Annotated in this window: 7 protein-coding genes; 4 read left to right on the forward strand and 3 right to left on the reverse strand. The window is 51.2% G+C overall.

What is annotated here, in order from left to right; translation table 11 throughout:
• Nucleotides 1–38: 38 nt before the first annotated feature.
• The 3 genes from ACU52_RS11820 to rnr form a co-directional block, all read right to left on the reverse strand.
• Nucleotides 39–1,043 (reverse strand): 2-oxoacid:ferredoxin oxidoreductase subunit beta, encoded by a 1,005-nt coding sequence (locus tag ACU52_RS11820; RefSeq protein ID WP_053398928.1) that lies wholly within the window; start codon nucleotides 1,041–1,043, stop codon nucleotides 39–41.
• 218 nt (nucleotides 1,044–1,261) lie between these two features.
• A complete protein-coding gene (locus ACU52_RS11825) occupies nucleotides 1,262–3,112 on the reverse strand; it encodes a 2-oxoacid:acceptor oxidoreductase subunit alpha (protein ID WP_053398929.1) in 1,851 nt (616 codons plus the stop codon).
• An 876-nt stretch (nucleotides 3,113–3,988) separates the two neighbouring features.
• A complete protein-coding gene (gene rnr / locus ACU52_RS11830) occupies nucleotides 3,989–6,190 on the reverse strand; it encodes a ribonuclease R (protein WP_021853671.1) in 2,202 nt (733 codons plus the stop codon).
• A 413-nt stretch (nucleotides 6,191–6,603) separates the two neighbouring features.
• On the opposite strand from rnr, the gene ACU52_RS11835 reads away from it, so the two are divergent.
• The 4 genes from ACU52_RS11835 to ACU52_RS11850 all read left to right on the forward strand — a co-directional run bounded on the left by ACU52_RS11835 (nucleotide 6,604) and on the right by ACU52_RS11850 (nucleotide 15,286).
• Nucleotides 6,604–10,959 (forward strand): CHAT domain-containing protein, encoded by a 4,356-nt coding sequence (locus tag ACU52_RS11835; protein ID WP_053398930.1) that lies wholly within the window; start codon nucleotides 6,604–6,606, stop codon nucleotides 10,957–10,959.
• Between the two features lie 448 nt (nucleotides 10,960–11,407).
• Complete coding sequence (locus ACU52_RS11840; protein ID WP_053398931.1) at nucleotides 11,408–13,105, forward strand: helix-turn-helix domain-containing protein; 1,698 nt, start codon at nucleotides 11,408–11,410, stop codon at nucleotides 13,103–13,105.
• 337 nt (nucleotides 13,106–13,442) lie between these two features.
• Nucleotides 13,443–13,940 carry a hypothetical protein gene (locus tag ACU52_RS11845; protein WP_053398932.1) on the forward strand — a complete coding sequence of 166 codons (498 nt, stop codon included), beginning with the start codon at nucleotides 13,443–13,445 and terminating at the stop codon, nucleotides 13,938–13,940.
• Entirely contained in the window at nucleotides 13,937–15,286 is a 1,350-nt protein-coding gene (locus ACU52_RS11850) for a hypothetical protein (protein WP_147630863.1), read from the forward strand. Before ACU52_RS11845 ends, ACU52_RS11850 begins: the two co-directional genes overlap by 4 nt.
• Nucleotides 15,287–15,504: the final 218 nt, after the last annotated feature.

Here is a 15,504-nt window from a genome sequence, read left to right on the forward strand (position 1 = left end):
TCGTTTCTTTTTATACAGACTTTTATTTTGCCCTATATTTATTTAACTTCCCAAATATCGTTGGTTTCGAGCAGCTCCATGAAGTTGTGATACTTCTTCTTGGCGCTTACTTCTTCGATTTGCTCCTTAACTGCCATTTCGTAGGTAGGAGCCTCAACGTCGCGGATGACGCCGAGCGCAACGGGGAATCCGTGCTCGTTGTCCATCATGGCAAGTTTCAGCTGCAAAGTGTTGTCAAGGCAGTGAGCGTCGTGCACGAGAATGTCTTTCTCTGTGATGCCGTTCTCGCCCAGCTTAACAACCTTGAGGCCGAAACCTTCCTGCATGAGTCCGTACTCATTGTTCTCGCCGAAGATCAGCGGCTCGCCGTGGCGAACGTAGATTGCGTTCTTGGCGCGCACTTCCTTCTTGTAGATCGGATCGTAACATCCGTTGTTGAAGATTACGCAGTTCTGCAGAATCTCGCACACAGAAGCACCCTTATGCTTATATGCAGCCTTGAGGATGTCTACTGTGCCCTGAGCGTCGGTGGCAACGGCACGTGCGAAGAAGTGGCCGCGTGCTCCGAAGCACAGTTCTGCCGGCAGGAACGGGTCCTCAACTGTGCCGTAAGGTGACGACTTGCTGACAAATCCGCGCGGAGACGTAGGCGAATACTGGCCTTTGGTGAGTCCGTAGATGCGGTTGTTGAGCAGAATCATGTTTATGTCGATGTTGCGGCGCATGGCGTGGATGAAGTGGTTACCGCCGATGGCGAGTCCGTCGCCGTCACCGCTAATCTGCCATACTGCCAGGTCGGGATTGGCAACCTTGGCGCCCGTAGCGATAGACGCAGCACGTCCGTGAACGGTCTGCATGGCATAAGTGTTTACATAATAAGGCAGACGGCTTGAACATCCGATACCTGAAATGACGGCTGTCTGATAAGGCGGAACGCCGAGTTCTGCCATAGCCTTGTGCAGCGATGCGAGGAAGAAATGGTCGCCGCAACCGGGACACCACCGCGGCTGTCCCTTTTTATAATCTTGCGCAGTATATTCCATTGCAATTATTTTTATGGAGTAAAGGGTATGAAGCTAAGGAGCTAAGACAACAGCAAGCGCAGCGATTTATCATGCAAGCATGCCATGAAATCTGTCTGATTGTTATGTCAGCAATCTCTTCTTATCCATAGTAAAGGATATCCACGGCCAATACGGCCTTCAAGACATTTGTCTTAACTCCTTTACTCCATTACTTCTTTACTCTTGTATTTTACTTCTTAATTATTAATTATTTTGGTGAACGCCTTTACAAGCTCGCCTACCACGAAGGGCTGACCCTTAACCTGGTTGAACTGATAAGGCATGAAGTTGTCGATTCTCATGCGCAGATAGCCTGCGAACTGACCAAGGTTCTGCTCTGCCACAACTACCTTCTTATACTTGCCAAGCACTTCAGCTGTGTTCTTAGGCAGCGGGTTGATATAGTTGAAGTGAGCGAGAGCCACCTTATGACCGGCACTTCTCATCTCTTCCATAGCAGAATACAGATGGCCGAATGTTCCTCCGAAACCAACGATCAGCAAGTCGGCATCGTCGGCGTCGCCCTGCACTTCGAGGTCTGGAACAGGAATCTTGAACACTTTTGCTGCACGCAGACGGCACATCTTGTCGTGGTTTTCAGGATCGGTAGAGATGGCACCAGTGTCGCCGTCTTTCTCCAGTCCGCCCAGGATATGCTCGTAGCCTTCCTGTCCCGGTATAGCCCAGTAGCGTGCACCTGTCTCCGGATCTCTCTTATACGGAGTGTAAACGCCCTTCTGCTCAGGTGTTGCATAGTGAGGATGTATTTCGGGCAGCTCGTTGATGTCGGGCAGTTTCCATGCTGACGAACCGTTAGCCACAAAGGCGTCAGTGAGCAGCACAACAGGAGTAAGATGCTCGAGAGCAATCTTGGCTGCAGCATATACAGAGTCGAAACAGTTTGTAGGACTTGTTGCGGCAATCACCGGCATGGGCGACTCACCGTTACGTCCGAAGAGAGCCTGCAGCAGGTCGGTCTGCTCGCTCTTTGTAGGCAGACCTGTTGACGGACCGCCACGCTGAACGTCGATGACAACGAGCGGCAGCTCGTCGATTACAGCCAGGTTCATGGCTTCTGACTTAAGACAGATGCCGGGGCCTGATGTAGATGTTGCGGCCAGGGCACCGGCGAACGATGCACCAATAGCACTGGCGCATCCAGATATTTCGTCTTCGCACTGCACCGTCATGACACCGCACGACTTATGCTTAGCCAGTTCGTGCAGGATGTCTGTGGCAGGAGTGATGGGATATGAGCCAAGATAGAGCTTAAGGCCGGCCTTCTCGGCAGCGGCAATAAGTCCATAGGCAGTAGCCTTGTTACCCGTTATGTCCATGTAGCGTCCCTTAACCTTGTTCTTAGAGTCGATGCGGTAAGTGGCGGGCACGCTTGCGTGAGTGTTGTGGCCGTAGTCATATCCGGCATGCACCACCTTGATGTTGCACTCTGCAACAGCAGGCTTCTTGGCAAACTTCTCGCGCAGGAACGATGTAACGAAGTCGAGATTGCGGTTAAACAGCCAGCATACGACGCCGAGAGCAAACATATTGCGGCACTTCAGCACGGTCTTGTTGTCGAGTCCGCTGTCTGCCAGGCAGTCTTTCACCATCTGAGTTATCGGACAAGCCACCACGCGGTCGGGGTCGATGCCCATCTCGCCCAGGTAGTCGTCAGTTTTAAACTCGGCCTTCTTCAGGTCGGCCGGACCGAAGCTGTCGGTGTCGATGATTATCGTAGCCTGTGGCTTGGCAAACTTGTACTGAGTCTTCAGTGCAGCAGCGTTCATGGCCACCAGCACGTCACACTTGTCGCCGGGAGTGTAAGCACGTCCACTGGCGATGTGAACCTGAAAGCCCGAAACACCCGTAAGCGATCCTTGCGGGGCGCGGATGTCTGCCGGATAATCCGGAAACGTCGAGATTCCATTACCTATCGTAGCCGAAACTGTCGAGAAGATGTTTCCCGCCAGCTGCATGCCGTCGCCGGAGTCACCCGAAAAACGCACTACGACATCATCTAACTGTTTTACTTCCAATTCTTCTGCCATAAAAAGTCTTTTTAAACTTTATAACTTATTAGTATGTTTTTCTACTGTCTGTTGCCGCGCCGGGCTGACCCAAACGCGAGAACAATGCTATGTATTTAAGATTAATTGCAAAGGTCGTAAAGATTATCGAAACCGCAAAATCTTTTTGCATAAATATTTAGCATCTGACAGCATTTTGTCGAAAATTGTTCACTTCTGCGACAAAAATTAAGTGTTTCAACAACAATAATAACACAATAAAAGTGATGAAAAAAATAATATGTCAGAGCTATTTTTTGCTAAAAAAACATCTTTCCGCTACATCAAGAAAACGCTGAAAGGCCCTGAAACACGCATATTTACGGGCCAAAGCATATCTGCACGACAGCCTTCAGACATCACATACAGCAGCTTTTCTGCCACGGCAAGGGCGAAAAGATAATAAACGATGCCTCAAACCACAAAAATTTCAAACTGAAAGCAGGCTGTCAGCGCTGCCTATTATAATATAATAAGGTGTAGCTCTGCAGCATGCCATCGACGACTGATTCATCTGCACATCAATCCTGAGGCTATCTACCGGCATGAATTGCCATAAGTATCTGTTTTTCTGCATATAAACGTCTGCGCACCAACAAAAAAGCGACATTACAACAAATAAGATAAAACTTTGCTTTTAATCTGAAACGCCGTTATACACGAAGCCATAAAAACCGGCCGCATAAGTCAGACAAAAAACGCCGTATATGCCGTTTTATCATCAACAAGTTACAATCTGTAACCTTGACAAGCCCATAACAGGGGTTATCATACATTTTCTGGCTGTTATGATATAACAAAAGCCGGCATGAGCCTTGATGCTTCATGCCGGCATTTGCAGTTGCCACAGCTGTATTTTTATTGTTCCTCAGCCAGTGTGAAATCGAGCTGGCGCTTCTCAACGTTGGCGCGTGCCACCTTGATTTTTATCGGGTCGCCCAGCTGATATTTGTTGTGATGACGGCGGCCAACGAGACAATAGTTGCGCTCATCGAAGTCGTAGTAGTCGTCGTCCAAGTCGTGCATGGGCACCATGCCTTCGCAGTGGTTCTCGTCTATCTCGCAGTAAATGCCGTAAGACGTTATGCCGCTGATGTGGGCAGGATATTCGTTGCCTATCTTGTCGGCCATAAACTCCACCATCTTATATTTTATAGAGTCGCGCTCGGCGTTCTGTGCTATCTGCTCCATGTCGCTAGAGTGTTCGCACAACTCCTCATAATACTCTTTGTTTGCGCTGCGTCCGCCGTTCTGATAGCGTGTTAGCAGGCGGTGAACCATCGTGTCGGGATAGCGGCGGATAGGGCTTGTAAAGTGGGTGTAATATTCGAAAGCCAGTCCGTAGTGGCCGATGTTGTGCACGCTGTATTTAGCCTTCATCATTGCCCTCAGCGCAACGCTCTCTATCACGTTCTGCTCGCGGCGGCCGTTGCAGTCGTCCATCAGCTTGTTCAGGCTGCGCGATATCTCACCCTTGGTGCCTTCGGTCTTCAGCTTGTAGCCAAACTTCACGATAAACTCGCGCAGACGCTCCAGCTTCGTCGGGTCGGGCACGTCATGTATACGGTAAGGCAGCGTCTTTGCCTTCTGCCCCTTCTTCACCTTGCCCACGCCCTCGGCCACGCTGCGGTTGGCCAGCAGCATAAACTCCTCGATGAGTTTGTTGGCGTCTTTCGACTTCTTGAAGTAGCAGCGTGTGGGCTTGCCCTTCTCGTCAACGTCGAAGTGAAGTTCCTCGCGGTCGAACTTCACCGCGCCGTTCTTGAATCTCGCCTTGCGCAGCTTCTTTGCCAACATGTCGAGCGTTATCAGTTCTGTGGCAAACTCGCCCTTATATCCGTCCTTGCCTGCAGGCGGTGCGGGCTCACCCGTGCCTTCCACCACTCCGTTGTCTTCCAAGATCTGCTGCACCTCCTCATAGGCAAAGCGGCGGTTGCTCTTGATCACGGTGTGAACCAGTCGCCAGCTCTTCACGTTGGCATCAGCGTCAAGGTTGAACACAGCACTGTAAGCCAGTTTTTCCTCGTCGGGGCGCAGAGAGCATATAAAGTTGCAAAGGCGCTCGGGCAACATAGGTATGGTGCGGTCAACGAGATACACGCTCGTGGCACGTTTCTGTGCCTCCTTGTCTATTATGGAGCCTTCGGTAACATAGTGAGACACGTCGGCAATGTGCACGCCAACCTCCCACAAGTCTTTGCCCAGCGGCTTTATTGACAAGGCGTCGTCGAAGTCCTTGGCGTCCTTCGGGTCAATGGTGAACGTGGTTACATCGCGGAAGTCCTCGCGCTCCTTATAGTCCTCCTCGGTTATCTCGGCACTTATCTTCTCGGCAGCCTCCTCAACCTTCTTGGGATATCTGTACGGCAGACCATACTGTGCCAGTATGGCGTTCATCTCAACGTCGTTGTCACCGGTCTCGCCCAGAATGTCAACCACCTCGCCTATTATGTTCTTGTTGTCTGTGTCGGGCCACTTTGTAACCTTCACCAGTGCCTTGTCGTTGCTCTTTCCGCCCTTCAGCTTGTTCTTCGGTATTATTACGTCGTGAACAAATATGTCGCTGTTCGAAACGAGGAAGGCAAAATCTTTCTCAACTCTCAGCTTGCCCACGAACGTGTCGCGCGCACGCTCAAGTATCTCTATAACCTTAGCCTCCTTGATATGGTTCTCCCTGCGCGCCATGAACGTAACCTTGACGCGGTCGCCGGTAAGCGCGAAGAGCGAGTTGCGCTCGGCCACGAACACGGGCTTGCCGCCGTCGTCGGGCACAAAACTGTTCTTGCCGTTTGCCTTGCGTATGAAGCGGCCTTCCTGCACCTGCCCCTTGGTGTTCAGCTTGTATGAGTTGTCGCTCACCTTGCTCAGGAAGTCGTCCCATGCCATCTCTTCCATCACGTCCACTGCCAGCATCTTTGCCGGATGAGTCTTCAGGTTGAGAGTCTTGAATATGTTCTTGAAACTTAGTGTCTTGTCTGAGTTCTGCAGAAAGAGGTTTTGCAGCATCTCCGATATTTTGTTCTTGGTCAGCCTCTTTGTCGATTTTTTTCCTTTTGCCATAATCTTGTGTTTTTTAATTCCCGGCCTGCCGTCCGCCTCCGTTCTGCGTGCGACCCGTGCATCAGCCCTGCCTGAGGGCTCTGTGCTGTTCTGCGCCGTGCAGGCGTGGCATAGCCTTTCTGTGCGAAGTTACGAAAATAATTTCTTACTTCAGCATTAATTTCACCTTAAATAATTAATTTTATGTTACATATCGGTTAAAACTGCCAGCCGCAGCTACCTTAAGGACACAAACAAGGCATATTGGGGCAGCATTTTTTGCGTGTTGTCAAAAAATAAGCGTATCTTTGTAAAGACGTTGGCGATGCGTTGCCGACACAAGAAACGTTCGTATAATCATAAATTTGCGGATATTATCTGTCTTGCCGAGTCTTTCGGTCCGGCTCTTTTTACTAACTAAAGATTTTCATGCCATGATGCCATTCCGTATAAATCTTCATAAGCTGTCTGTCGCCGTGCTGATATGCCTGGCAACAGTCTGCGTACTGCATGCCCGAAACACCGAAGCAACCGATGCCCATGACGAGGCTATGCTGATAATGAAGGCGTCCGACGCCGTAAGCTCGCTCGACAGGAGCCAAGCCTCAACAGAGCGCATAAGGGCGGCTGCAAGGCTCGTTCCTGTGCTGAATGACTATGCAGACATGCTGGCGTCCAACCGTCTTGACCCGAAAGGCAGCATGAAGATGGCTGCGCTGAAGGCCTGTGCCGACGCTGCCGAGCGATATTCGGAAGAATGTCCCGAGGCGCTGGCGCGCACGCTCTACAACCTTGCCAACCTGCAGGGCTCATACTACGACAGTGCCTGCATCCCCACGATAGAGCGGGCGATAAGTCTCGTAGACGGCATAGCCACGGCCGAAGAGGCACAACTGCTTTACAAGATAGCGCGCCAGCACCTGCTCTACAGCTATGTTGAAGGCGAAAACCCTATGCGCATAAGGGAGATATTCGGTCTCGAGAAAGACTTTCTGAGATTCTACAAGAGTCATCCTGAAACGGTCAGCAAGGCAGAGATGATGCACATGCTGGCCATAATGAAGGAGCGCACCGAGTTTGACAACGACTTCAAGCAGGCAACCGACAGCGTGCTGTTTGCCGACAAGGATATCGACACCACACATTACGACATAATCCCATTTACCGGGATTATAACCAACTCGCCTTATTATTACAGAGAGAGCCTCGCCATATTGAGGCGGCTGCTGGGCAACGACAGTCCCGACACGATGGTGCCGTGGATAAACTGCCTGATGGCAGGGGCCATGCCGGGCGACAGGGCTGCACTCGTGGCGGCTGCCGACAGCGTGGTGGCCATAACCGAAAGCAAGATGCCGCAGGGACATCCGATGATAACAGACATGAAGGCCATACGCGACTATATAGCTGCAACCAACGGATATCCGCTGCGATTCGACTGGAAATATGCCGGCGAGCTTGAGCCTTACGCCGGATACTATGGCGCAGGCTCAAGGGCGTATCTGTCGCTGCCCGTAATCTACGGACTCAACCTGGGCATGGCAGAGGGCGCATCGTCAGTGGCAGACGTGATGAAGATGGAGCAGATATATGACGCCACGGCGCGCATCACCTACGCCGACGACCCGGGACAATATATTATGGACAAGATGTGCTTCATGCAGGCATACGAGAAGAGCGACGTTACTACGTTGGCATCGAGGCTGCAGGAACTTACGGCCATGGCTCTCGACCGCAGACTAAAGCCTTCATGGCGGCTGTTTGCGGCGGCACGCCGACTGGCGCAGGCATGCAACAGGAACGGACGGACGCAGGACGCACTGGCCATAACACGCCGACTGGCCGGCGACCTCGACATGCTTACCGGCGGAAAGGCGCTGCCCATAACGGCTGACATACAGCTCGAAACGGCGGGATATGCGCAGTATTACTCTCAGTCGGCCGACACTATAAGGCGCGAATACGACAAGACGCTGAAGCTCTATGCAGAGGTAGGCATTCCGCCCACGATGCCGCTGCTCAACTACGGACTATATCTCAACAGCATAGGCGACTATGACGGAGCCATACGGCAGTTTGAAGCCCTGCTGAAACTCGACGCGCTGCGCAACCTGCCTTACGACCGGGCATACACGCGCCTGCTGCTCGGCCAGTCCATGCTCAACGCCCATATTACCGACACGGCACGGCTTGCCGACGTTTTCGGCGAGGCTGAAAAGTTGTATATGGCTGACACCGTCGACCTGAACAGCGAAACGGTAAGGGGCTACATGCTTCTGGCTCACTACTATAACTATCTCAACCGTCACGACCTGACAGAAAAGGCGCTGCGAAAGGGCTGGGAACTGGCCTCGCAGCTGTGCGAACCTCTTGACGCAACGCTGTTCGACTTCAACAACGAGCTGTTCAGCCTCTATTTCTTTCAGGGCAACGACCACGAGGCAGAACTGTTCAACGAGCAGAACATAGCTGCCATCGAGGCTGCCGGACTGCAGGAGTCTGCCCTCTATCTTGAAGCCCTGTGGAACAGGTTTATCATCATCAACTGGCGCACGCCCAACGACCTGCTGCAGTATCTGCCTGCCGTGATGGAGCAGATACCCATAATAGCGTCTGTGTATGAACGCACCGGACAGTCGCCCGACATACTTTACAACTACGCACTGCGCATACTTACCGTGGCGCTTGATGCCGCAGCCGAAGGCAAGACTCTCATGGACAGCAGCGCGGAAGAATATGGCAAGACTTCTGAAAAGGCTGCCGAATACCGCAAGGGCAAGGAGTTTTTCTACAGGATGATGAGCATGTTCAAAGAACAGGCCTTGCCGCTGATGCACAAAATAGAGAAAGACTTTCCCGAATATGTCAAGCCTTACGACTATCGCGCCACTCCCACATGGCTGAGCATAGTCAGCAGTCTTATGAAGTGGTATGGCAAGGTGGAAGCCGACAAGCAGCTTGAGCTGCACTACCTTAACCTCATGGCAGAGGCATACACCGCAAGCGGTACACCCTGGCAGGCAGACAACGCCATGGCCGAATATTACATCAGGGAGAGCAACTGGCAGAAGGCATACGAACATACGCAGCGGTGCTGTCAGCACATCGACAGGTTCAGCACGTTCGAGAAACTTCAGATTGGCGACAGGATGGCCTTCCTTGCCAACACGCTGCACCACGACGACGAGGCCGTTGAGACTGCCGTGGCACAGGCAGGGCGCATACGCTCGTATGTGCTTGCCAACTTCGACTTCATGTCGTCTAACGAGCGCGCAGAGTTTCTTAACTCATACGGCAACACGGGCATACGCCTCAACGACATGCTGTCGCGCCGCCCCGCAGAGCTTGCTGCCGACGTATACGACGCAGCCCTGTTTGACAAGGGTCTGCTGCTGCACTCGTGGGAGAGGCTGCGCCGCTCGATCCTGCGCTCGGGCGACAAGGCGCTTGTTGCCAAGCTCGACACGCTCGACATGCTGAACAAGCAGAAGAGGGCCATGAGCATGGACATGACCGACTCGGCGTCATCGTGGGCACACGCCAAGATGCAGCGCAGCATAGACAGGCTGGAGAAATGGCTGTCAAGGCAGACCGTGAAGTTTCGTGCCGACACCATGCGCGTGGTGTCATGGCAGGATGTCAGAAGCAGTCTGAAAGATAAGGAGGCGGCAGTGGAGTTTGTGCTGGGCGACAGCTCGCTCATGGCGCTCGTGGTGCGCCCCGGCTGCGAGCGGCCGCGGTATGTAAGGCTGTGCAACGCCGCCGAATGCTACGAGACACTGAGCAGGGTTGACAACTTCCCTGCCGAGACGCGGGCCCGACGGCTCTACACCTACGGGCGCTCAAAGCTCTACGACCTGATATGGGCACCGCTCGCCGGCGAGCTCGGCGGTGTCAAGACAGTGTATTATTCGCCCACGGCATTCCTCAACCGCGTGGCATTCGCCGCACTGCCTGTGTCGGCAGACAGCTGTCTGGCTGACTGCTACGACCTTCATCAGCTGTCAACCACGGCCCTGCTCGCAGCACGCGGCAGAACAGGCAAGATAAGCTCGGCAGCGCTCTTCGGCGGAATAAACTACGGCAACATGCCCGAAAGCATGACACAAAACGCCGACGGCTCACGCGCAGCCTTGTCGGTGGCCTTTGCCGACCTGACCGAAACACGGGCAGAGACCGACACCATTGCCGAAAACATGACTGCCGGAGGCATAGCCATAGACAAATATATGGGCGACAACGCCACCGAGGCCAACTTCTACGCGCTCGACGGCAACAGCCCGGGCATAATACACCTGGCCACGCACGGCTTCTACATCAGCGAGAAAAACGTTGAAAGCAACGCCTTCCTGAAGAATCACCCCGGCGGACGCTATCACTCGATGCAGCGCAGCGGACTGGCCTTTGCCGGAGCCAACGCCACATGGATGGGCGAAAAGAAGCCCGACGGCAACGACGGCATCATGACGGCCAACGAGCTGTCTATGCTCGACCTTAGCCGCACTGACCTCGTGGTGCTCTCGGCATGCGAGACGGCACTCGGCGACTACAGCCTTGAGGGCGTCTACGGACTGCAGCGCGGATTTAAGGAGGCAGGCGTAAGGTCGATGATTCTGTCGCTATGGAACGTCAACGACCGCGCCACGTCGCTCTTCATGCAAGACTTCTATCGCCTGTGGCTCGGCGGCCGCTCCAAGCACGAGGCTTTCAGCCAGGCCGTGGTCAACCTGCGCGCCACCCACCCCAGCCCGTTCTTCTGGGCTGCCTTCGTGTTGCTCGACGCAGAATAGGCAGCGTTGCAAAGAGGCAACTTATATGCTGTCAGACAATAATATTAAAGGTGAACAACGGCCGTAAACTTATACGGCCAAACACAACTAACCTGACAAACCGGCAGGCTTCATGCCGTGCCCGCAAGGATTAGGTGTTGAAAACAAATGCATTTCTTGTATACAAAGAAAATTTTTAGTAATTTTACAACATATATCGGTAATTACATAAAACGCCTTTATAAGCCACGCCCAAGAAGCCTGCCCTGTCCGGAGGCGCTCTGCCGGTTTTAGTTGTAACAACAATACCATTATTCTGTTGTCTTACACAACGAGACAAAAAGAGAACAGACATAAAAAGCGAGGACATGCATTCAGGCATCTCCTCAGCCTTAACAGGAAACAGGCATAACACGGATATGTGGACAGAGTTAATCAGAACCTACAAATGACTATATAAAGACAGACAATGAATACGAAAAACATCAAGCCGCTTAAAAGCATTTTCATTTTTATCATGCTTATGGCAATAATGCCGTTTGCAGAAGCAGCGCCACAGGGCAGCAACAATTCATTAAGGAATTACAGCTCCTATTCAAAATTGTCAAGCTCCGTCCTCCTCAAAAAGGCCGAAAAATACCTCGTAAACGGGGTAAACACCGACAGCGCCATGCTCTGCCTGACTATTGTAACGCACAGATATAACAAGAACATGACCGACGAGGACAAGATAAAGGTTATAAGCGCCTACAACGGATTATGGTATATCCGCTTCTTTACGTATTTCGACTATGCCAAATCTTATGATGCGCTGATCACCGCACAGCACATAGCCAATGAGATTAATCACAGCGAGACCCAAATACAGCTAAACTTAGGCTGCTTCTATCAGACTCTGGCGGAAGAAGGCAAAGACGAAAAGCTGATGAGGAAGGCTCTTGACGCTTATCGCATTGCCTTCAGAGAAGGTCTGCGCCAGAAAGACTCCAATGGAATAATCAACAGCTTCGGCAATATGGTCACCGTATGTGCGGCGCTTCACTGCATGGACAGCCTTGCCGGAGAATGGAAACAGTTTGCAGCAACCGAATCTCTACATCCTGCAAATCTTTTTAAATACACATCTCTCCTTTATAAAGGCGTCATTGCAAAGGAACACAACGACTACGACAGGGCCTTGCAATACTTCAAGGAGCAATATCCCCATACAAGCGAAGAAAGAGACTATATCCGCAACCGAATACTAATGTTTGTAAACATTGGCGGAACGCTTGCCTGTCAGAAAAAATACGAAGAGGCTGCCGAATACACCATGAAGGCACTTGACCTGAGCTACAAATTTGACCTTAAAGACAGCAAGCTGCAATGCTACGAGCTGCTTGCAGGATACTACAGCAAGGCAGGACTAGCCGAAAGGTCAAATACTTACCATAACAAGTTCTATCAGCTGAAGGACACGCTGCTCAACTATCAGCAGCTGGCAAGCGTAAAGGACATACAGTTTCTAAGCCAGATCAACAAGCTCGACGAGCAGATCACGAGGGCCGACATGATGAATACCATAAAGAACTACATAATAGGTCTATGCGCCGTTGTCGTGGTGATAATACTGGTGCTTCTGGTGGAGCTTTACCGGCGCAACAAGGCCCTGCGGATAAACAACGAGATGCTGTTCAACAAAAACCAGGAGATACTTGAACAGGAACAGCGCGAAAGGCAGGAACGGCTCGACAGGGCCGGAATAGGAGCCGATGCGCCTTCGAGAAAGTATCAGGGCAATCCCATCAATGAGTCGAAGAGCTATGCGCTCATGTCGGAAATAAGAACCGTACTTGACACAAGCTCTGAAGTGTTTTCTTATGAATTTAACCTGAACAGGCTAGCACAGATGGTGAACGAGCAGCCCAAAAACGTGTCGCAGGTGATAAATCAGCTTACGGGCAACAACTTCAACACGTTTATAAACGAATATAGAATAAAGGAAGCCTGCAAGCGCATAAGCGACAGAGACAACTACGGAAACATGACCTTGGAAGCTATAGCCAACAGCGTGGGCTTTAAGTCGGTTAACAGCTTCAGAACTGCCTTCAAGAAGGTTACTGGTCTGTTCCCGTCAAAATATCAGCAGCTGGCCGACAAGAAGAACAGGGCAGCCGAGCAGTCATAGGCCTGCGGACATTAGGCAGACTTACAGACTGAGATGTTTTATTGAAAGTCAGCTACAGGATTTCTTACGCAGCTGACTGCATTATGCAGAAAAACGAACAGACAAAAACTGAAGCCGAAGCAGACAATCAGCTTGCAATACAATAACGTTATTCTGCCGTTTTTCACCTAAAAACGGGAAAATAACGCATAATTTAAGCGCAAAATCGTGATTTTGCGCTTTTTCAGCACTTTTTTCTTCATTCTTAAATCTTATTCCAAATTAAATTTGCGCAGACGATTGGCCATTGTCTCTGGAATTTTATTTCCATCTGAATTAATTAAAAAAACGCAAGTGTATGAAACATTTTAAGAAAATCAAATTGCTTTTCGTGGCGATAGCCCTGTTCTCGTACAGCCATATCTGCCATGCAGGCGACACGGGGGACGAGTCTGTCGTACTGTGGTACACAAACGGTGAAAAAACTTGTTATCTGCTGTCAAGCAAACCGGTTATCACTTACAATGAAGAAAACCTGATACTTACCGCCACCGACGTGAACATAGAAGTGGCACGGGCCGACATAGACAGGATAACCATAGACAAGCAGGCTACAGACATAAAGCAGCCCCTGTCTGAAGAGCAGCAAGGCCGCATAACCGTCAATGCTGACGGAGCGCAGCTATCAGGCTTCGGGAAAGGAATGAAAGTGTACCTCTATCAGGTAAACGGAGTTCTTATCAGCCAATACACAATCCCGGAGTCAGGCTCGCTTGACATTTCGCTAAACGGAATGGAGAGGGGCATTTATATCATAAAAGCAGGACGTTCAACAATTAAAATAGCAAGAAAATGAAAAAATCTATCATACTATTAATCGGAATAATCGTTAGTATTACCGCTTCAGCACAAAACGTGATGCGCGTGGAACTTAATGACGGCACAGTAGCAAAATATCCAACAGCCGACGTAAAGCAGATAACATTTGAGGAAGATATGCCTGTCGGCACTCCTGTTGACCTCGGACTGCCGAGCGGCACCCTATGGGCCGACTTCAACGTGGGCGCCAGCAAGCCTTCGGAGCCGGGCAACTATTACGGATGGGGAGAGACAGAGACTCACACCCTGTATTCATGGGAGAACTACACTCTGTACGATTACGACAACGAGGTCTGGATTAAATGGGAAGGCGACTCCTTAGACTTCGGCAATACGGACATTGACGTTGCTCACGTAAAATGGGGCGGACTGTGGCGCACACCTTCATGCGCACAGTATAAGGAGCTTGCCGAATACTGCACATGGACACTGACCGAAGAAGACGGCATGAGGGGCTATAAAGTGACAGGAAAGAACGGCAACAGCATATTCATACCGTTCAACGGCGTCATAACAGACCACATTCAGTCGGTAGGCGTAATAGGCAACTATTGGTCTTCATCAAGATACAAAGATCCCGAATATTTAGGCTATGCACTGTTCATCGCCCCGGGCGAGGACATGGAAGACTCTTTAGACCCCGACGCCTGTGCATACAGATACTATGGATACGGCATACGCCCGGTTATAGGCAACTATATGGAGACAAAGAAGTTTGAAGCCGTAGACATGGCCCTGCCAAGCGGAACCAAGTGGGCAAACATGAACATAGGAGCCACATCGCCCGAAAAGGCCGGCAACATCTATGCATGGGCTGAAGTTGAAGTGAAAGACACATACAGCAAGGAGAACTATTCTTTCTACGATGCTGCTACACAGACTTTTGAACCTGTGGGCGAACAGCGCGAGTCGATTTACTATAACGTTGCAGAAGAAATGAACGACACCGTCAACGTGTACGACATACAAGGCTCAGGCTATGACATGGCAGCGCATGAGCTGGGCGAAAACTGGACCACACCTACCCTTGAGCAGTATGGAGAGCTGATGCAATATTGCACATGGACATGGACCACACAGAACGGCGTAAACGGATATCTCGTTACGGCGTCTAACAACAACAGCATATTCCTGCCTGCTGCCGGAATCTACATCAACGAGGACATTTCCGGCAACGGCATCAGCTTCTATTACTGGACAGCAAACATGCCAAGCAGCACAAGCGACCAGGCCTACCAGTTTGTGGGATACCGCGACTATGCCACAAGCCTGATGCCAGGCAACCGCTTCAGCGGATGTCCCGTAAGAGCGGTCTGCAAGTGATTGCCCACTCATGAAGCCTGCCGGACATGCCCATACCGACACATTACATAAAATACAGCATCATTGCCTATACGGCATAGCAGCGTGATACGCGGAAACGTGCCAACGCATAATATGGCTTTACTGCAAGGCCATAAATGCCGGCCGAGCCGGCAAGACCATGATTCTACGACAACCGCAGAATTATGACAGACCTGCATGGCAAGGCCGCATGCGAT

The sequence above is a fragment of the Xylanibacter rarus genome (genome assembly GCF_001275135.1).
GTDB classification, from domain to species: domain Bacteria; phylum Bacteroidota; class Bacteroidia; order Bacteroidales; family Bacteroidaceae; genus Prevotella; species Prevotella rara.